We start from the raw sequence: 18,136 nt of genomic DNA, 5'->3' as shown, positions 1-18,136 counted from the left end.
GTCAACCAGGGCCGGCGGCAGCCGCGACGGCGGTGGCGGGCGCGGCCGGGGCGGCGGCGGCACCCAGGGCCGGCGGCCACGGTTCGCCCGGACGGTGACAACGCGCGCCCGGTCCGGCTCCAGCCAGATCGCCGCGCTGCCGCTGCGCCAGACGGTGAAGCGATCGACCAGCGCCGGCCAGGGCCGCGGGCACAGGCCGCGCGCCGGTTCGGGGGCGACGATCACCGACACCTGGCCGCACCCCGCCGGATGCGGCGCGCCCAGGGCCAGCAGCGCCCCGGGCCGATCCGGCCAGGGCCGCAACGTGCAGGCATCCGATTCGCACCGGATGCCTGCCGCCGGATCATCCGCCAGCGGCAGGAACCCCTCCACCGCCCAGTACTCCGCCCAGGCATCCCGGGTGAACCGCGAGCCACCCTTCGCCTGATGCAGGAACGCCCCCTGCGGCGTGCGCAGCGCGATCAGCCGCGCGTCGCTCGACACCAGCAGGTCCGGCGGATGGTCCAGCAGCGGCGACGCCAGGCCGGCGGCCATCGCCACGACGCCCAGCAACCGTCGCCGCGTCTGCCACAGGCCCAGCCAGGCGAGCCCAAGCGAGAACACGCACAGCCCCCACAGCGGCATATGCGGCACGTTGACGATCGCCGCCGGCAGCGCCGCGGTGGTGCGCGCGACCCACAGGATCGCCTCGGCCCCCCAGCCCATCGGCACCAGCGCCAGCGCCTCGAGATGCAGCGGCATCAGCGCCAGCCCGATGAACCCGGCCGGCATCACCCACAGCGCGGTCAGCGGCACCGCGACCATGTTCGACAGCACGAAATAGACCTGCACATGGCCGAAATGATAGGCGCCATAGGGCGCCGAGGCGGACCCGGCCAGCGCGCTGGTCAGCGCCAGCGCCGCCAGGTGCGACACGAACCGCCGCTGCCAGCTTCGCCCGTGCAGCCGGCGCAGCCACGGCCGCAATGCCTCATAGCCGGCGATCAGCGCCAGCACGGCGGAGAAGCTCATCTGGAACGAGACCCCCGGCAACTCCCACGGCACCAGCAGCATCAGCGCCGTCGCCGCCAGCGCCAGCCCCCGCGCCGACACCACCCGCCGATCGGCCAGCACCGCCAGGGTGAACAGGCAGGCCATGGCGAAGCTGCGCATGATCGGCACGTGCATGCCGGTCAGCACCATGTAGCCGCCGCCGGCCGCCAGGGCGCACAGCGCCGCCAGCTTCTTCGCCGGCCAGAACAGGCTGGCCCGCTCGCTGAGGGCAAAGGCGAAGCGCGTCACCATGAACGCGAAGCCCATGACGATGCCGATATGCAGCCCCGCCACCGCCAGCAGGTGCGCCAGGCCGGAGTCGCGGAACGCCGCATGGTCCGCCGGCGGAATCGCCTTCGACTCCCCAGTCATCATCGTCACCGCCACCGCCCCGGCGGCGCCCGGGATGACGTCGGTGATCCGCTGCGCGATCCGCTCCCGCAGCACCTGCACGTTGCGCAGCAGCGGCGAGGGCTGCGCCGACGCGACCAGCGCCACCGGACCGAGCGCATAGCCCGATGCGCCGAGGCCGGCATAGAACGCATCGCGCTGCATGTCCCACCCGCCCGGATACGAGGGCGGCGCCGGCGGGCGGATGACGGCGCGGACGCTGACGCTGTCCCCGGTTTCCAGCGCCGTGTCGTCGCCGGCGTGCAGCCGCACCCGCACCGACCGCCGCAGCGGCGTGGCGGCGCCGTCCAGGAACGCCGGCTGGATGGTGATCCGCCGCCCGTCCGGCAGGATCTCGACCGAGCGGATCACGCCGGTCACCTGCGTGGCATGACGCGGCAAGTCCGCTTCGATCGGCGGCGCGCGCGCCGTGGCGACCTGGGCGGCGGCGAACCCGAGCGCCGCGGCGGCGACGGGGGCCAGCAGCCAGCGCCAGTCCGGCCAGGCCACGACCGCCGCCAGGCCGAGCAGCGCGGCGCCCGGCCCCAGCCAGACGGCAGGCTCGAACCGCAGGCTGTAGTAGAAGGCGACGCCCACGCCCATGAACACCGGCAGCCACAGCGGCAACCGATGGCGCTCGGCGTCGAGCCAGTCCTTCACGGCAGCGATCAGCCCCATGCGGGGCAGACTAGACGGCGAAGTCTCTACAAAAGGTGAATGCGCGTGCTAGATCGCGGCCCATGACCGTTCGCACCCGCTTCGCCCCAAGCCCCACCGGCCCGCTGCATATCGGCGGCGTCCGCACCGCGCTGTTCAACTATCTCTACAGCCGCCACTGCGGCGGCGAATTCCTGCTGCGGATCGAGGACACCGACCGCGAGCGCAGCACCCAGGAAGCGACGCAGGGCATCATCGACAGCCTCGACTGGCTGGGCCTGGAGCGCGACGAGCCGATTGTCTTCCAGTCCACCCGCATGGACCGGCATGCCGAAATCGCGCGGGACCTGCTGGCCGCCGGCCGGGCCTACTACTGCTACTGCACCCCGGAAGAACTGGCGAAGGAGCGCGAGCAGGCCCGCGCCGAGGGCCGCGTCTGGCGCTACGACGGCCGCTGGCGCGACCGCGATCCGTCCGAGGCGCCCGCCGGCGTCAGCCCGGTGATCAGGCTGAAGGCGGACCGCGACGGCGAGACGGTGCTGGAGGACCTGGTGCAGGGCACCGTCCGCGTCGCCAATGCCGAGTTGGACGACATGATCATCCTGCGCGCCGACGGCACGCCGATGTACAACCACTCGGTGGTGGTCGATGACCACGACATGGCGATCACTCACGTGATCCGCGGCGACGACCACCTGACAAACACCTTCCGCCAGATCCAGATCTACCGCGCCATGGGCTGGGAACAGCCGCGCTTCGGCCACATCCCGCTGATCCACGGCGCCGACGGGGCCAAGCTGTCGAAGCGGCACGGCGCGCAGTTCGCGCTGGAGTTCCGCGACAGCGGCTTCCTGCCCGAGGCGCTGTGCAACTACCTGCTGCGCCTGGGCTGGTCGCACGGCGACCTGGAGATCGTCGGGCGCGAGGAAGCGATCCGGCTGTTCGACATCGCCGACGTCAACCGCGGCGCGTCCCGGATGGACTACGCCAAGCTGCTGAACCTGAACGGCGTCTATATCCGCGGCGCCGACGATGACCGCCTGACGCGGGACGTGCTGGAGCGGCTGGCGCACCGGCCCGGCCTGTCGCTGGGCAGCATCGCCGCCGGGCGCATCCGGGCATTGATGCCGGCGCTGAAGGAGCGCGCCAAGACCCTGGTGGAGCTGGCCGATTCCGCCGCCTTCCTCGCCCGGGTGACGCCGCTGCCGATGGAGCCGAAGGCCGCCGCCGCGCTGACCGCCGAGGCCCGGCTGATGCTGCGCGAGGTGGCGAAGGCCCTGGCGGAAACGGATTTCTCCATCCCCGCGATCGACGCCGCCCTGCGCGGCTTCGCCGAGCGGAGCGGCCTGAAGCTGGGTCAGGTGGCGCAGCCGCTGCGTGCCGCCCTGACCGGCAGCACGGTCAGCCCCGGCATCGACGCCACGCTGGCGGCGCTGGGACGCGAGGAGTCGCTGGCTCGGATCGAAGCCGCATCGGGCTGAGGTTTTCCTGTCTTTCCGCTCACCGTTTCGTGTAGGTATCGCCCGTCCTGGTCATGGAGAGGCGGATGCGCTCGACGAACCGCAACACAGCGACGCGGCTTCTGTTCGCCACGGTGGTTGGCGCGACGGTCATGGGCGCGGGCATTGCCGGCAACATCGTCGGCGATTACGTCGTCCGTGCGCCGCGGATCGGCCATATCATTGCGTTCCTACCGTCGAAGGACAGCCAGCCTGCGAGTGGCGCGCGCCTGATGGTGCATCGGCGCGACCGGTCCGACTGCGTGCTCAACCTGGACGTGCTGCGGCGAAGCGGCGGCAGCCTGGTTGTCGAAAGCCAGGTGCCCGGCGCCGGCTACAGCGCGCATTGGGCCGGGGCCCGCACCAGCGACGACGCCCGCGATTGCGGCACCGACGCGGACCTGGTGATCCGGCCCCAGTATCTCGACGTGCTGGACACCTTCGCCGACGGGCCCGGGGGTTCGCCGGCCGCTTCCGTTCATGGCCTGGGGGGCCTCAGGTAGGCGCAGACCGCCATATGCGTTAGAAGAGCGGCCGACGTTCTCATTCCGTATGGCCGGCGCAGGCCGCCTTCGGCCGCGGCGGGCCCTGCAGTCAGGCCGGCGGAGCCAGGATGGAGCCTGCCGATGCCGGACGAGGCGGAACTGCTTCAGCATCTCTACGATCGTTTCAACGCCCGCGACGTGGACGCGGTTCTCGCTGTCCTGCACAAGGACGTGGTCTGGGCGAACGGCATGGAGGGCGGCACCGTCCACGGGCACGACGGCGTCCGCAGCTACTGGACCCGCCAGTGGACCCTGATCGATCCGCACGTCCGGCCGATGAGCTTCGCTGTTGAAGGGCAAGGGACAATCATCGCCACGGTGCACCAGACGGTGCGCGACCTGACCGGCCGGCTGCTGGCGGACAAGGTCGTCGGCCATGCATTCCGGATCGAGGACGGACTGGTCAGGCGTTTCGACATTCGAACGCTTACATGAAGCGGATTTGCAACGACGTGGCACCAGGCACCGCCACTGGCCTGCATTGCCTTGAGCGCCACGCCAGGGCTGTCGCAGGCCATATCGGTCGTTCCTGTGAAAATGCGCTCGAAGCGCAAATGGCCGGGACTGCGCCCGGCCATGACGGAGAGGCAACAGCCTCTCAATCATTTTCGGTCATCGCGGTGCCGGCGTATCAGCTGGCCAACTACCAGATCAACGCGATGCAGGTCGCAATCAGATCGCCTCTGCGCCCCGCTCTCCGCACTCTGCGTTTTAAAAATGCGGTATCGCAACAAAGAACGGCGTTGCCGGTAGGATGCCCTGTCGTCAACGCCGATGGCGCCCCGACCACCGCGACTCAACGCAGAGCGCGCAGAGCGGGGCGCAGAGCAGACATCCAGGCGTCCTGTGGCAGTGCCGTTTGCGTCAGTACCGAAACCGCTGCACGACCGTCTCGCAACAACAGGTGTACCACGACTTCCGTTTCTTGTCGCAAACGGCGCCGCCCTGGCTTCCAAGGGGCGTCCGGCGCGCGTTGCGGTAGCCGTGATCGCCGGCTATCGGCGGAAATCCATCTCTTCCAGGCGGGTCTGCACCGTGCGGCCGCTCTGCCAGGAATTCGCCCCGGGCACCACGTTGGGCATCGGGATTTCGGCCCGCTGCCGCCGTCTCTCGTCGGTGGAGATGCCAAGCCGCTGGTCGCGCGCGGCAACCATGGCCTCGTTGATCTGGCCGTCCTCGGTGAATCCCATCATCAGTTGCGGTATGCCGTACGGAAAGTCGTCACGGTCGTACTGCCAGGTGTGGAAGGTCTTGCCGTATGTCGTCACAAGATCCTTGAAGTAGGTGCGTTCCGCCAGTTCTGGAATTCCGGGCGCCAGCAGCTCGCCCGATTTCACTTCGTAATGATGGCTGTGCCACAGCCGCTTCTCGTCCTCGGGCAGGCTGCGGAAGCGCGCCTCGCTGATGATGTATTCGATGCCGATCAGCCGCGCGTCCGGCCGGTTGGAGTCGAAGATCACGCACTGGTGCAGGTCGTGCCGCAGATGGATGCAGAAATGCGTCGCCTCGACCTGACGCCCCATCTCGTCGGCGTACATGTGGAAGCCGTTGAGGTAGGTGCTCATGGCCTCCAGCGGATACTTCCGCTGCATCGCCCCCGCCGCGGCATCCAGCACCCGGTGCTTCAGCGGATGCCCGCGGCCGACGGCGGCGGACGAGATCATCCGGCCGCTGAACAGCATCCCCGCGGCGGCGGTCAGGCCGGCGATGAAGCCGGTGCCAATGGGGCCAAACAGGCCATTCCGGCTCCGGTCCGGATACACGGCGTCAGACATGCGTGCCATACTTGCCTCCTTTCCGCCGCAACGGCGCATGCCCCTTGGCGTTGCCTTCAAAGGTACGGCACGCCAGGGCCCTCCACGACGCCGGCAGGCCCGGGCGTTGCGCCGGCCGCCGGGTCAGGACCTGTCGTCGGCTTCCGGTGTATCGCCCGCGCCCGAGGCGTTCCCTGTCGGGCTGCCGGGATAGGGTTCGGTCGGCGTCTTGCCCTTGACCTGCTCGTGCCTGGTGCCGCCGGCTCCGGATTGGTTGCCGGTCGGGCTGCCGGGGAACGGCTTGGTTTCCGGGGTCTTTTCGTTTGCCATGATTTCTCCTGCTTCGCCACGATCCACGTTCGGTCTGTTCCCGTCTTCGGTGAACAGCCGGAAAGCCACCGGGTTTTCCCGTCGGGCGACGCATGAAGGAGGATTCATTCCGGCGAACCGGCCGCCGATCGGCCGCGGCGCGAAAGACGAAAGTGCCGCCGGCGGCGCGGCGGGGCCGGCCGCGCCGCCGTGGCCCGCGCCTACGCCATGGCCAGCCGATCGGGGGTCATCGGCAGGTGGCGCAGGCGCTTGCCGGTAGCGTGGAACACCGCGTTGGCGATTGCCGGCGCCACGCCCACCAGGGCGATCTCGCCCAGGCCCTTGGTGCCCAGGCCGCCGACGTTGCGGTCTTCCTCCGGAACGAACGTCACATCCAGAGCCGGCGTGTCGGCCATCGTCGGCACCAGGTATTCCGCCAGGTTGCCGTTGACGAAACGGCCCGAGCGGCGGTCGATCTCGGTCTGCTCCAGCAGCGCCATGCCGATGCCGCCCATCATGCCGCCGATGCACTGGCTGCGCGCGAGAAGCGGGTTGACCACCTTGCCGATGCCATAGGCGCCGGTGATCCGCCGCACCCGGATCTCGCTTGTGTCGGGATCCACCGTCACCTCGGCGAACACGGCGCCGAAGCCTTCCATGGAGAAACGTTCCTCCAGGTCGCCGGGATCGAACGCGCCCTCGGCCTCGAAATCGCGGCCGATGCGGCGGGCGATCTCAAGGATGTCGCCGGTGTTGACGCCCGCCGCGCCATAGACAGCGCCGCGCAGCTTCTCGCACGCGTCGCGCACCGCCGGGCCAATCGAGCTGATGGTCATCGAGCCGCCATGCACCGGCGCCATCGGCAGCGCGCTGTCGCCGATGGATAGTTTCACCTGCTCCATCGCCAGATCCAGCGTGTCCGCCGCGACCTGCGTGACCGAGGTCCAGGTGCCCGGCCCCATGTCCGACGACGCCGTCGCCACATGCACCTCGCCCTTCGCGGTGACGCGCGCGCGAGCGGTGGCCTTCACCTTCTCGGCCGGATAGTTGCTCACGGCCATGCCCCAGCCCAGTTGCAGGCGCCCGTCCCGCATGGAACCGGGCTGGTGGTTCCGCCTGTCCCAGCCGAAACGAGACGCGGCTTCCGTCAGGCATTGCTCCAGCGAGATCGAACTGAACGGCAGGTCCTTCATCTGGTCCCGCTCAGGAATGTTCCGTAGCCGCAGCGCCAGCGGATCCATCTTCAGCGCAACCGCCAGCTCGTCCATCGCCAGTTCCAGGGCATAGACGCCGGTGGCGAGGCCCGGCCCCCGCATGGCGTTGGGCGAGTTCACATCCCGCAGCGCCACTCTGTACGGCAAATCCACATTCCTGCAACGATACAGGATCGGCGTCGCCTTCAGAACGTTCTCCGTGTAGATTTCGTAACGGGAATTCTCCGCCGTCACCTCATGCCGTATTGCCTGCAACGATCCGTCGCGATCGGCGCCAAGCCGCACGCGCTGCTGCGTCCAGGGACGGGCTCCCGTGCCGCCGTAGTATTCGCGCCGCGACAGCACCAGCTTCACCGGCCGCCCGACCACCTTGGCCGCCATCGCCGCGATGTAGGTATGCGGCCAGACCCGCAGGCTGGAGCCGAAGGCGCCGCCGATGAACGGATCGATCACGTGCACCCGTTCCGGCGGGATATTGAACGCGGCGCCGAGATGCTTCGCGCAACTCTGCACCCATTGCGTCTTGTCCCATACCGTCAGCCGCTCGCCGTCGCTGTCCCATTGCGCGGTGGTGGCGTGCAGTTCGATCGGGTTCTGGTTCTCACGCTCCATGACCGACAGGCTGTCGACCGTCACCGCGGCCGAGGCCAGCGTTGCATCGGCATCGCCGCGCCCCACGTTGCCCGGCTTGGCGCTGATTTCGTCCTTGCTGGCCGGACGCGCGTGCCGCAACGTCGCCTGCATGTCGATCACCGCCGGTTCGGGCGCATAGGAGACGCGCACGCGCGACGCCGCCCAGCGGGCCTGTTCCAGCGTTTCGGCGACGACCACGGCGATGTGCTGGTTCTGGTGCAGCACGAGGTCGTCCTGCAGCGGATGCTCCGGCGTGCCGACCGGATCGACAGGCGGAATCTCGGGGATTTTTCCAAGCCGCGGCGCGTTCCGGTGGGTCAGTATCGCCAGCACGCCAGGCACCTGTTCCGCCTCCGCAAGATCGAAGCCGGTGATGCGACCGCGAGCGATCGTGCTCTGCACCACGGCCGCGTGCGCCATCCGGTCCGCCGGGAAATCGGCGGCGTAGTGGGCGCGGCCGGTCACCTTGTCCGGGCCGTCAACGCGCGGGAGGGGCTGTCCGATCAGGCTCATGCGGCGCCTCCCGCCAGGGCCAGCGCGCGCGCCAGGACCCTGGGCATCAATGTGATCTTGTAGGCGTTTTCCCCGCGCGCGACGGCGCCCTCGGTGGCGTGGGCCGCCGCCGCGGCGTAGCTGTCGTCATTCGCCGGCTTGCCGATCAGGGCCGCCTCGACGGCGCGCATCCGCCAGGGCTTCGTGCCGACGCCGCCCATGGCGACGCGCGCGGCGCGCACCGTGCCGCCGTCGATCTCCAGTCCCACCGCCGCCGACAGCAGCGCCCATTCGAACGCGGCACGGTCACGCACTTTCAGATAGCGCGCGTTGCGGGACAGCGCCGTCGCGGGCACCTGGATTGCCGCAATGATCTCGCCGGGCCGCAGGTTGGTTTCCTGCTCGGGGTGCGTGTCCCAGGTGCGGTAAAGATGGTGTATCGGCATGTCGCGCTCGCCGTCCGGACCGGCGAGATGCAGCGTCGCCTCCAGCGCCACCAGCGCGACGGCGAAATCCGAAGGGTGTGTCGCGATGCATTGGCCGGACGTGCCCAGCACGGCATGGATGCGGTTCTCGCCGCCGATGGCCGCGCAGCCCGAGCCGGGACGGCGCTTGTTGCAGGCCGCCACCCCGGCGTCGCGGAAATAGCCGCAGCGCGTGCGCTGCAACAGATTGCCGCCCATGGTCGCCAGATTGCGGACCTGCGGACTGGCGCTTTCCAGCAGCGCCTCGCTGATGGCCGGCGCGATGCGGGCAACCTCGGGGTGCACCGCCACCGCCTCCATCCGCGCCCCGGCGCCGATGCGCAGTCCTTGCGGTCCCGCTTCGATCCGCGGATCGAGCACGGGATCGAGATCGACAAGCCGATCGGGCGTGCGGACCCATTCCTTCATCAGCTGCAGCATGTCGGTGCCGCCGGCGATGAACTCGCCGCCCTCGGCGCCCAGGCGTGCCGCCTCGGCGAGGCCGGAGGGACGTTGCAACGTGAACGACTGCATGATTCAGGTCCGTGCGGCTGCTTCGCGGATGGCCGCGATGATGTTGGCATAGGCGCCGCAGCGACAGAGATTGCCGCTCATGTGCTTGCGGATCTCGGCTTCGTCGTGGCCGCGGCCTTCCTCGATCAGCGCGACGCCGCTCATGATCTGGCCGGGCGTGCAATAGCCGCACTGGAATGCATCGTGCGTAATGAAAGCCTGCTGCAGCGGGTGCAGGCGCCCGTCCGCGGCCAGTCCCTCGATCGTGGTGATCGGCCGGTCCTGCGCCCGGGCAGCCAGCACCAGGCAGGAATTGACGCGCTTGCCGTCCAGGATCACCGTGCAGGCGCCGCACTGGCCCAGGTCGCAGCCTTTCTTCGCGCCGGTCAGGTTGAGACGCTCGCGCAACGCATCGAGCAGCGTCACTTCCGGACCGATGGCAAGGTGGTGCCGGGTGCCGTTCACCAGCAGGGTGACGCCCGGCGCCGGCGCGGTATGACTATCCTGTGTGTTCACGCCAAGGCCTCTTGTGTTGAAGGATTGTCAGGGACAAGCGACCAGGGCGGTGGACGGTTCGGCTCTGCCGGCGCATGGCCGATCAAGAAGGCGGGATGGGACGACAGGAAAAACCAGGGAGGCACGCATGGAATCCGGACTCTACAGCGCGGAACCATTGTCGCCGGCAGTGCGGCGGACGGTCTTTGCCGGCTGTATCGGCTTCGCGGTCGATTTCTTCGACATCTACCTGCCAACGCTCGCCCTGGCGCCGGTTATCGGTTATTTCGTGCCCCCGGGCCTAAGCGCGGCCGCCAGCACCACGATCTATTTCTTTACGTTTGCAGCGACCCTGTTCGGCCGCCCGTGCGGCGCGGTGATCTTCGGCCACTGGGCCGACAAGATGGGCCGGCGCCGCACCACGATGATCAGCATCGCCGGGTTCGGCCTGTTCACCGTCCTGATCGCACTGATGCCGGGCTATGCCACGCTCGGCATCTGGTCGCTGGTGCTGCTGATCCTGCTGCGCTTCATCGGCGGCGTGTTCATGGGCGGGGAATACACGTCGAACAATACGCTTGCCCTGGAAATGGTGCCGAAGGCACGCCGCGGCTTCGTCGGCGGCGTGCTGCAGGGCGCCTTCCCCATCGGCTTCGCCATGGTTTCCGCCGTTACCAGCTTCCTGCTCGGCGCCACGACGCACGACCAGTACCTGCAGTGGGGCTGGCGGGCGGCCTTCCTGTTCGGCGGCGCGCTGGCGTTCGGCTTCCTGCTGTTCTACCGCTCGGTCCCGGAATCGGACATCTGGATGGAGGCGGAAAAGAGCGAGGCGCCGCTGAAGGAAGTGTTCTCCGGCCATCACGGGCGCAACCTGTTCCAGGTGTTCGTCATGATGCTGGGCTTCTGGTTCTCTGCGCAGGTGGCGACCATCCTGCCGGGAATCATGATCCAGCAACTGCATGTCCCGGCGCGGCTGACCTCCGACACCTTCCTGGTCGGCAGCATCATCCTGTTCTTCGGCTTCGTCGGCTGCGGCCTGCTGAGCCAGATGTTCGGGCGGCGCCTGACCATCGTGCTGTGCGGCCTGTCGGTGCTGATTGGCGGCAGCGGGCTCTACGCGCTGCTGGTCACCCGCTCACTGGCCGGCGCATCGCCGGGGGAAACGGTGGTCCTGACGATCCTGTTCTATATCCTCGTGCTGTCGCCGTGGGGAATCGTGACGACGTATATCTCGGAGCGCTTCCCGACCCACATCCGCGCCAGCGGCTACGGCATCGGCTACAGCGCCGCGGTGGTGATCCCGGCCTTCGCCGGCGTCTACCTGCTCGGCCTGTCCGCCATCATGCCCTATGTGTTCACGCCGCTGGTCCTGCTGGCCATCGGCGGCCTGCTGATGATCGGCGGCGCGCTGATGGGGCCGGAAACGCGCGACGTGGAACTGCACGCGCCCATGTTGCCGGCCGGGGAACCCGAGGCGATCGTTCCGCGCCCGGCGACGACGTAAGGCCGAACCGGGGAAGGAATGGAAATCACCCTTCCCCGGGCACCCGGGTTTCCTCGCCCAGCAGGTCGCGCACGTAGAGCTTCTTCACCAGCACATACAGCACCACGGTCAGCGGCGTTGCGATCAGCACGCCGATCATGCCGAACAGCAGGCCGATGGCGAGCAGCGCGAACAGCAGCAGCGCCGGCGGCAGCTCGATCAGCCGGCGCTGCACCAGCGGCATGATCATGTTGGATTCGATCTGCTGGATGACGATGAACAGCAGCAGCGTCCAAAGCGTGACCCAGCCACCCTGCCCCAGTGCCAGCAGGACAGCCGGCACGGCGCCCAGGATCGGCCCGATGACCGGAATGAATTCCGTAACGCCCGCGAACAGGCCCAGCGCCAGCGGCGCCGACAGGCCGATCAGCCAGGTGCCCAGGCAGACCAGCACGCCGACGATGGCCATGGCGATCAGCTGGCCCAGCAGCCACAGGCGCAATGCCCGCCCGGCCATGATCAGCGCGTCATCGATACGGTCGTGCAGGTCTTTGGGAAACAGCTTCACCAGGCCGATGCGGTACAGCGCCGGCGCGGCCGCGAAGAAGAACGCGCCGACGACCACCAGCACAAGACCGGACAGGCCGGTCAGCACCGTGCCGCCAAGCGAAACGAGCGAACCAAGCAGGTCCTGGATGCCGGACCCGATGCCGGACAGCCCGATATTGCCGCCATTCAGGTGTCCGGCCTGACCCGGCGCGGCAATCCCCAGTTTCTGCTGGATGGAATTGATCGCGGCCGGCAACTGCCCGGCCAGATCGGTCATCTGCGCCTGCAGGCGGCTGCCCAGCAGCCAGAAGAACCCGCTCAGCAGCAGCAACAGCAGCACGCCCACCAGCGCCAGCGACCAGTGCCGGGGCAGGCCCGCGCGCCGCTCGATCGGTTCGGCGGCAGCCAGCAGCAGCACCGCGCCGACGACGGCGGCGAACGCCAGCAGCAGCGCCTCGCGGATGCTCCAGGCGAGGGACAGCCCGAGCCAGACGCACGCGGCGGCCACGGCGAGGTAGAAGACAAAACGGACCATGTCGCCGCGCCGTTCCGGCAGGGCGAACCAGGGGGCACGATCCACGGTCTTCATCCTTTCCCGTCTCGTCCGGGCATGTCCCCGGCGCGGCGTTGCGTCCTTGGCCCCGATGCCCGGCGTCGCGACCGCGGGATAAACACGCCGGCTGCCCGCCGGTTGCCGGGCCGCGGTTCTGTGTCCGGGCCGGACGCCCGGTCAGATCGCCCCGGCCTGCCGCAGCGCCGCCACGCCCTCTGCGCCCAGGCCCAGCCAGTCGCCATAGACCTCCTGGTTGTGCTGGCCCAGTGACGGGCTTGGCACCGGCACGACCCGGTCCGCCCCATGCAGCCGCAGCGGCGAGTTCGGCACGATGATCGGCCCCAGCGCCGGGTGGTCGATCCGCTCCAGCATGCCGCGTTGGTGCATGTGCGGATCGTTCATCACCTCCACCGCGTTGCGCACCGGGGCGGCGGGGATGCGGTGGCGTTTCGCTGCCGCGACGACTTCCTGGCGGGACAGGCCGAGCGTCCAGGCGGTGACCAGCGCCTCGGTTGCCGCCATGTTGGCGGTGCGGGCGGGGTTGGAGGCGAAGCGCGGATCGTCCAGCAGGTCCGTCCGCCCCATTGCGCGCAGCAGGTTCTGCCAGTGCGCCTCGGTCAGGACGTGAATCGCCACCCAGCCGTCCCTGGTCTGGAACGCGTTGTACGGCGCGCTGGCCAGCCCGGCCTGGCGGTTGCCGGCGCGCGGCGGCGCCTGGCCGGTGCGCAGGTGGTAGTCGTAGCTGGAGGCGAGCGTGGGATACACCACCTCCTGCATCGCCACCTCCACCAGTTGGCCTTCTCCGGTAGCGGTGCGCTGCAGCAACGCTGTCATCACGGCGGCATAAAGATGAATTCCGCCCATGAAATCCACCAGCGCCGGACCGGCCTTCATCGGCGGACCATCGGGGTCGCCGGTCACGCTCATGATGCCGGATGCCGCCTGGATCGTGAAATCCATCGCCAGGTTGTCGCGGTCCGGGCCGCTGATGCCGAAGCCGGTGCCGGTGGCATAGACCAGCCGCGGATTGACCGCGCGCAGCACGTCGTAGCCGACGCCCAGGCTGTCGAGCGTGCCGGGCGCGAAATTCTCCAGCAGCACGTCGGCGCGGGCGACCATCCGTTTCAGCAGGTCCTTGCCGGCGCCGGATTTCAGGTTCAGCGTCACCGCGCGCTTGTTGGCGTTCAGCATTGCCATCGGCAGCGTGGTCTCGCCGCCGGCGGCGATGGCGCGGCGGCGCAGCGGCTCGCCCTCCGGCGGCTCGATCTTGATGACGTCGGCGCCGGCCTTGGCCATCAGCAGCGTGGCGTAGGGGCCCTGGTAAACCTGGCCGAAATCGAGGACGGTGAGACCGGCCAATGGCGTGGTCATCGCGGCACCCTTCTTTCCTGGACGTGGTGCCGGCGATGCTACAAGCAGTTGGCGGCGACGGGAAATTGCGGGGCCGGGTCGCGAAGCCGATGAGCAACCGGGATTTGAGATGGGCGGAGCAAGGTCCCCGCCCCATCGTCATGGCCGGGCGTGTCCCGGCCATCCACCCCTAACCGTTGAAGCGCGGATGGCCGGGACACGCCCGGCCACAACGAAGACGCAACGGGCCGCGGCAGCCGTTACGGCGTCATCGCGCCCTGCGTATTCACATACAGCGCATAGACCGAGGTGCTGGCGCACATGTACAGCCGGTTGCGCAGCAGGCCGCCGAAAGTCAGGTTGGCGCAGGTTTCCGGCAGGTGGATCTTGCCGATCATGTCGCCGTTCGGGGCGTAGCAGCGCACGCCGTCCTCCTTCGGATCGCCCCAGCCCATGCTGGTCCAGACGTTGCCGTCAACGTCGCAGCGCATGCCGTCGGTCAGCCCGGGCGCGAAGTTTTCGGCGAACACCTTGCTGTTGCTGACCTTCCCGGCGCCGAGATCGACATCGAAGACCCGGATGTGCGCCGGACCGCCCTGCGTGATGCCGCTGTCGATGATGTACAGCTTCTTTTCATCCGGCGAGAAGGTGATCCCGTTCGGCTGCACGAAATCGTCCACCGCCACCGTGATGGCGCCGTTATGCGGATCGACGCGATAGACGTTGTGCTTTTCCTGCTCTATCGGCTCCTTGAGTCCCTCGTAGTTGCCAAGGATGCCGTAGGACGGGTCGGTGAACCAGATCGAGCCGTCGGAGGCGACCGCCACGTCGTTCGGCGAGTTCAGCTTCTTGCCGTTGTAGCTGTCGGCGATGACCGTGATCGTGCCGTCGAGCTCGGTGCGCACCACGCGCCGGCCGCTGTGCTGGCAGGTGATCAGCCGCCCCTGCTTGTCAACGGTGTTGCCGTTGGAGTTCATCGACGGCTGGCGGAAGGTGCTGCAATGGCCGTCGTCCTCCAGTATCCGCATCTGGCGGTTGTTGGGGATGTCGCTGAAGATCAGGTAGCGGCCGGCGCGGAAATAGGCCGGGCCTTCCGCCCAGCGGAAGCCGGTGGCGACCCGCTCGACCGCGCCGGTGCCGGGGCTGCCCTTGAAGCGCTTGGGATCGAGGGCCTCGATATGCTTGTCGGGGTAGCGGGAATCCTGCAGCGGTCCGAGCGGCAGGCGTTCAGGATGCCAGTCCGGCACGCCGGTTTCACCGAGCGGCCGCAGCGTCTCGGCGGCCTTGGCGACAGACAGGGAGGCGGCCGCGGTTGCGCCGGCCGCGGAGGTGGCCAGGAAAGAGCGTCGGTTCATATCGTTTCCCTCACGTCTCTGCCCCATGTGTCCGGGGCTTTTCAGCGGGGCTGTCGGGCGCCGCCCCGCTCGCGCCCGGACGCGCCGCAGCGTCGATGCGGCGGTCCGTGCCCGGGATCAGGCGCCGATCGTTCCGGGTTGTCTACCGCGCGGGTGTGCACAAGGCTGAGAGTGAGGGGGCGAAGTTTGCCGAAGCGCCTCCTGCCGCCGATGGCGCCGAGCGTCAGATTTCGGGAAGCAAACCGGAAATCTGAATCTTTGCCAACTCAAGCAAGAAGGCCAGCAAAATCGACCCCCTTGGGCGTTCGGGACGCACCAATGAACCTGATGCCGGGGCCTAGGGGACCGACCCGGGCTTACGTCGGCCATTGTGCGGTGCGGATCGTACTCGGTCAGACTGATTGGCGTGCCGGTACTCGCTGGGCAATATGGCGTAGGCTGCCCTGAAACTTCGGCCGAAATGGGTCATGTCGGAAAAGCCCCAGCCATACGCGATCTCGCTCACAGTCCGGTGCGCCTGCGATGGATCCTCCAGCGCCTTCCGGCAACGTTCCAGACGCCGCTTCTGGATAAGGCGCCTGATCGAGGTACCCTCCCCAGCAAGCGCCGCATTGACATATCGTACGCTGAACCCGGCCGCAGCGGCCACGGCTTCGGAGTCGAGTGCCGGGTCGGCAAGGCGCGCTTCAATCACAATACGTACATTCACGCAGGCGAGCGAGCGGGCGGAGGAAACGCGAGGCCGTTGGTCCATCACTCCCGCGAGCGAGATGGCAACCAGATCGAGCGCGTGGTCCTTGACAAGCATCTCAGCCCTCGGGTTCAGCGTGCCCTCATAGATCGGCAGCATGCCTAAAATCGCCGACATCAGGCTGTTCTCGGTCTGCAACCAATTGAGGAGGCGGCCGGACATCCCTGACGTTTTGCCCAAACGGGCCTCCAGCGCGTGGCGCGGGACCTTGAGAACGAGCGACCTCGAAGCCGAGGAAAACCTCCCTGAGTAGGGCAACCGCGGGTCAATCAACACGACATCACCCCCTGTCAGCGCGACCTCGCCGTTGCTCTGCTCCACGCTGGCCGCTCCGGTGAGGAGCTGCCATATCAAGAGATCATCGGTCCCCGGCAGCGCAGCATGGCCCACCGTGTGTAAATATCGCCTCGGCGTGTTCTCGAAGAGGACGAGCCCAACTTCGTCGAAAGCTCCTGTTTGGAGTTCGGCACGGAAGGTGAACCGATCTTCCGGGCTCGAATCGTGCCGGATGATGGTCCTGCACGCAACGTCGTGCCAGCGGTCGAACCGGTCGCGCGGATGCAAGTCTTTGGTAGAAAAGATCGATTTCACAACCGCCTCAATGGAGTTCTACGACTGATCCAAGGCACCTCAAATGCGAATATGGTAAAAACATCGATATCGAGGTGGCGGGATCACCGGATTGCATTGTCGATTGACGTGAAGAAAGAGCATAGGTGCAACTGTTGCCGAATTTGCTGTCGCCCGGCTGAAGCCCGCTTTGGAACCCGGGCAGTCGCTCCGTCACATGCACGGAACGAGCTTGACGCTACCGAGAGGTGTCGTAAAGTCCCTCGGCGAGCGTACCTTGGGATCGATGCCTTTGTGGTGCTGTCCACAGGCTGCCTCCGCCGACGACCCTTGAACCTGCTCAGAAACTCCGCCGCTTGGTGTGCTAAGAGTTGTGGCCCACGCTGTACCAGAGTCGGTCGTCGAAAGGAGAGCGGCGCAAACAGGCATCTCTGCGGCGTCGACGGCGCCAATGTGCATTGCCGCTGAAACTATGGCCGCCCGGGCAGAGCGGGTCGACTATGAGTTGCATAAGCACCTCCGTCCTCATTCAACCGATCGGCCTGGATCAGGCCGGCTACATGTCGGTAACTATGATTACCATAGCCAACAATATAGGAAATAGACACATCCTTTGGTTGTCAATGACCGAATGATCACAACTATATGTGACGCTGTTTGTGCGAGACAAAAACGAAAACAAAGTGGCATCGCCCGCTCACGATTCAGTGTCCGGGCGTTGATTTGACGAAGTCACTCTCGGCATGCTGAGAAATCAAGCCTGTAGGCGGAATTCGCCGCGCGTGGACGCTGTTGGCGGCGGATCGGAATTTACATTTCTGTAGCACGTCTTGTACGAATATAAATAATAACATGTATTCTTTGGTCTGCGCAGTAATCTATGAACATAGCCATAAAAGTGCGACATGTATTGAGAGTGACCTTGTCAAATTAGTCCTATCGTTGCGACTTTTTTCTGACATGAACATTTTGCAGCGATCCAAGGGCGTGGCGTGGCTTCTTCCGTTGCGCCTGGGCGTGACGGCGCCATCCGGAATTCCGGGAGAGGCATTGAGGCTGGCGTGCAACCCGGCCTCCTGATATGCGCACAGCGGAAAGCCGCACGGCCAGCGCCTTGAGCCATGCGGTTTCGCCGGGATTAACGTAATCAAGCCCGCTCCTGGGAGCGTAAGAAGAGCGGCGCGAGTGTTATCCGGAAGTAAGTCGTGCTTCCTGCTCGCGGCCGTGTGACCGTTCAGGTCGCTGCAACACGGCGCCCGTTCCAAAGGGTACATGGTTGCCAGAAATTACCCAGCCATGTCAATCTGCAAAGGTTACTGTTTCTTTGTTTCACTGTTCGCCAAGTGCATAATGCAGCCACAAGACGAGCAGATTTTATTCAAACCTACCACAGGGCCGATAACTAGTACCTCTGCACAGAGATTATGACGTGTTGGTGGGGTGCGGATAGGCGCGGGCCAGCTTGGCCCGTGCCTTATCGGTGGTGAACCTCCAATGGACGCGAGCGCCAGAGGTATTGCGCTGGCGT

Annotated in this window: 14 protein-coding genes; 4 read left to right on the top strand and 10 right to left on the bottom strand. The window is 67.1% G+C overall.

What is annotated here, in order from left to right:
* A partial coding sequence (locus tag CCS01_RS18780) for a ComEC/Rec2 family competence protein (protein ID WP_104520303.1) occupies window positions 1-2,100 on the bottom strand: 2,100 nt, incomplete at its 3' end.
* Window positions 2,101-2,162: 62 nt separating this feature from the next.
* Between CCS01_RS18780 and gltX the strand changes: the two genes are divergently transcribed.
* From gltX to CCS01_RS18765, 3 genes are all read left to right on the top strand, one after another.
* Complete coding sequence (gene gltX, locus CCS01_RS18775) at window positions 2,163-3,560, top strand: glutamate--tRNA ligase (RefSeq protein ID WP_104520302.1); 1,398 nt, start codon at window positions 2,163-2,165, stop codon at window positions 3,558-3,560.
* Window positions 3,561-3,625: 65 nt separating this feature from the next.
* On the top strand, window positions 3,626-4,081 hold the full coding sequence (locus CCS01_RS18770; protein WP_104520301.1) for a hypothetical protein: 456 nt from the start codon (window positions 3,626-3,628) through the stop codon (window positions 4,079-4,081).
* A gap of 123 nt (window positions 4,082-4,204) precedes the next feature.
* Window positions 4,205-4,558 (top strand): nuclear transport factor 2 family protein, encoded by a 354-nt coding sequence (locus CCS01_RS18765; RefSeq protein WP_104520300.1) that lies wholly within the window; start codon window positions 4,205-4,207, stop codon window positions 4,556-4,558.
* A gap of 560 nt (window positions 4,559-5,118) precedes the next feature.
* Here the strand turns inward: CCS01_RS18765 and CCS01_RS18760 are convergent.
* The 5 genes from CCS01_RS18760 to CCS01_RS18740 all read right to left on the bottom strand — a co-directional run bounded on the left by CCS01_RS18760 (window position 5,119) and on the right by CCS01_RS18740 (window position 10,018).
* Window positions 5,119-5,907 carry an OBAP family protein gene (locus tag CCS01_RS18760; protein WP_239992244.1) on the bottom strand — a complete coding sequence of 263 codons (789 nt, stop codon included), beginning with the start codon at window positions 5,905-5,907 and terminating at the stop codon, window positions 5,119-5,121.
* Window positions 5,908-6,021: 114 nt separating this feature from the next.
* Window positions 6,022-6,276, bottom strand: coding sequence for a hypothetical protein (locus tag CCS01_RS18755; RefSeq protein WP_104520298.1), 255 nt, complete (start codon window positions 6,274-6,276; stop codon window positions 6,022-6,024).
* A 131-nt stretch (window positions 6,277-6,407) separates the two neighbouring features.
* Window positions 6,408-8,546: a xanthine dehydrogenase family protein molybdopterin-binding subunit gene (locus CCS01_RS18750; protein ID WP_104520297.1), complete on the bottom strand. Its 2,139-nt coding sequence runs from the start codon at window positions 8,544-8,546 to the stop codon at window positions 6,408-6,410.
* Complete coding sequence (locus CCS01_RS18745) at window positions 8,543-9,523, bottom strand: FAD binding domain-containing protein (RefSeq protein WP_104520296.1); 981 nt, start codon at window positions 9,521-9,523, stop codon at window positions 8,543-8,545. The genes CCS01_RS18750 and CCS01_RS18745 overlap by 4 nt, the downstream gene beginning before the upstream one ends.
* 3 nt (window positions 9,524-9,526) lie before the next feature.
* Complete coding sequence (locus CCS01_RS18740) at window positions 9,527-10,018, bottom strand: (2Fe-2S)-binding protein (protein ID WP_104520295.1); 492 nt, start codon at window positions 10,016-10,018, stop codon at window positions 9,527-9,529.
* Window positions 10,019-10,145: 127 nt separating this feature from the next.
* Here CCS01_RS18740 and CCS01_RS18735 point away from each other — a divergent pair, with 127 nt between their 5' ends.
* A complete protein-coding gene (locus CCS01_RS18735) occupies window positions 10,146-11,501 on the top strand; it encodes an MFS transporter (RefSeq protein WP_104520294.1) in 1,356 nt (451 codons plus the stop codon).
* Window positions 11,502-11,526: 25 nt separating this feature from the next.
* Here CCS01_RS18735 and CCS01_RS18730 read toward each other — a convergent pair whose 3' ends face one another.
* The 4 genes from CCS01_RS18730 to CCS01_RS18715 form a co-directional block, all read right to left on the bottom strand.
* Window positions 11,527-12,609: an AI-2E family transporter gene (locus CCS01_RS18730; protein WP_158258483.1), complete on the bottom strand. Its 1,083-nt coding sequence runs from the start codon at window positions 12,607-12,609 to the stop codon at window positions 11,527-11,529.
* 150 nt (window positions 12,610-12,759) lie between these two features.
* Window positions 12,760-13,953, bottom strand: a complete 1,194-nt coding sequence (locus CCS01_RS18725) for a CaiB/BaiF CoA transferase family protein (RefSeq protein ID WP_104520292.1) — start codon at window positions 13,951-13,953, stop codon at window positions 12,760-12,762.
* Window positions 13,954-14,192: 239 nt separating this feature from the next.
* Window positions 14,193-15,287 carry an SMP-30/gluconolactonase/LRE family protein gene (locus CCS01_RS18720; RefSeq protein WP_170114651.1) on the bottom strand — a complete coding sequence of 365 codons (1,095 nt, stop codon included), beginning with the start codon at window positions 15,285-15,287 and terminating at the stop codon, window positions 14,193-14,195.
* A 337-nt stretch (window positions 15,288-15,624) separates the two neighbouring features.
* The gene (locus tag CCS01_RS18715) at window positions 15,625-16,629 is read right to left on the bottom strand and encodes a helix-turn-helix domain-containing protein (RefSeq protein ID WP_104520290.1); all 1,005 of its coding nucleotides are present in this window, start codon (window positions 16,627-16,629) and stop codon (window positions 15,625-15,627) included.
* Window positions 16,630-18,136 lie beyond the last annotated feature (1,507 nt).

Origin of the sequence: Rhodopila globiformis, from assembly GCF_002937115.1 — a bacterium.
Classification (GTDB): Bacteria; Pseudomonadota; Alphaproteobacteria; order Acetobacterales; family Acetobacteraceae; genus Rhodopila; species Rhodopila globiformis.
The sequence above is the reverse complement of the archived record's forward strand: the minus strand, read 5'-3'. Positions and strand labels throughout refer to the sequence as shown.

What these genes read in the sequence shown, in the direction of transcription:
- gltX (WP_104520302.1), top strand. Translation starts at nt 2,163, where the DNA reads ATGACCGTTCGCACCCGCTTCGCCCCAAGCCCCACCGGCCCGCTGCAT.
- CCS01_RS18770 (WP_104520301.1), top strand. Translation starts at nt 3,626, where the DNA reads ATGCGCTCGACGAACCGCAACACAGCGACGCGGCTTCTGTTCGCCACG.
- CCS01_RS18765 (WP_104520300.1), top strand. Translation starts at nt 4,205, where the DNA reads ATGCCGGACGAGGCGGAACTGCTTCAGCATCTCTACGATCGTTTCAAC.
- CCS01_RS18760 (WP_239992244.1), bottom strand. Translation starts at nt 5,907, where the DNA reads ATGGCACGCATGTCTGACGCCGTGTATCCGGACCGGAGCCGGAATGGC.
- CCS01_RS18750 (WP_104520297.1), bottom strand. Translation starts at nt 8,546, where the DNA reads ATGAGCCTGATCGGACAGCCCCTCCCGCGCGTTGACGGCCCGGACAAG.
- CCS01_RS18745 (WP_104520296.1), bottom strand. Translation starts at nt 9,523, where the DNA reads ATGCAGTCGTTCACGTTGCAACGTCCCTCCGGCCTCGCCGAGGCGGCA.
- CCS01_RS18735 (WP_104520294.1), top strand. Translation starts at nt 10,146, where the DNA reads ATGGAATCCGGACTCTACAGCGCGGAACCATTGTCGCCGGCAGTGCGG.
- CCS01_RS18725 (WP_104520292.1), bottom strand. Translation starts at nt 13,953, where the DNA reads ATGACCACGCCATTGGCCGGTCTCACCGTCCTCGATTTCGGCCAGGTT.
- CCS01_RS18720 (WP_170114651.1), bottom strand. Translation starts at nt 15,287, where the DNA reads ATGAACCGACGCTCTTTCCTGGCCACCTCCGCGGCCGGCGCAACCGCG.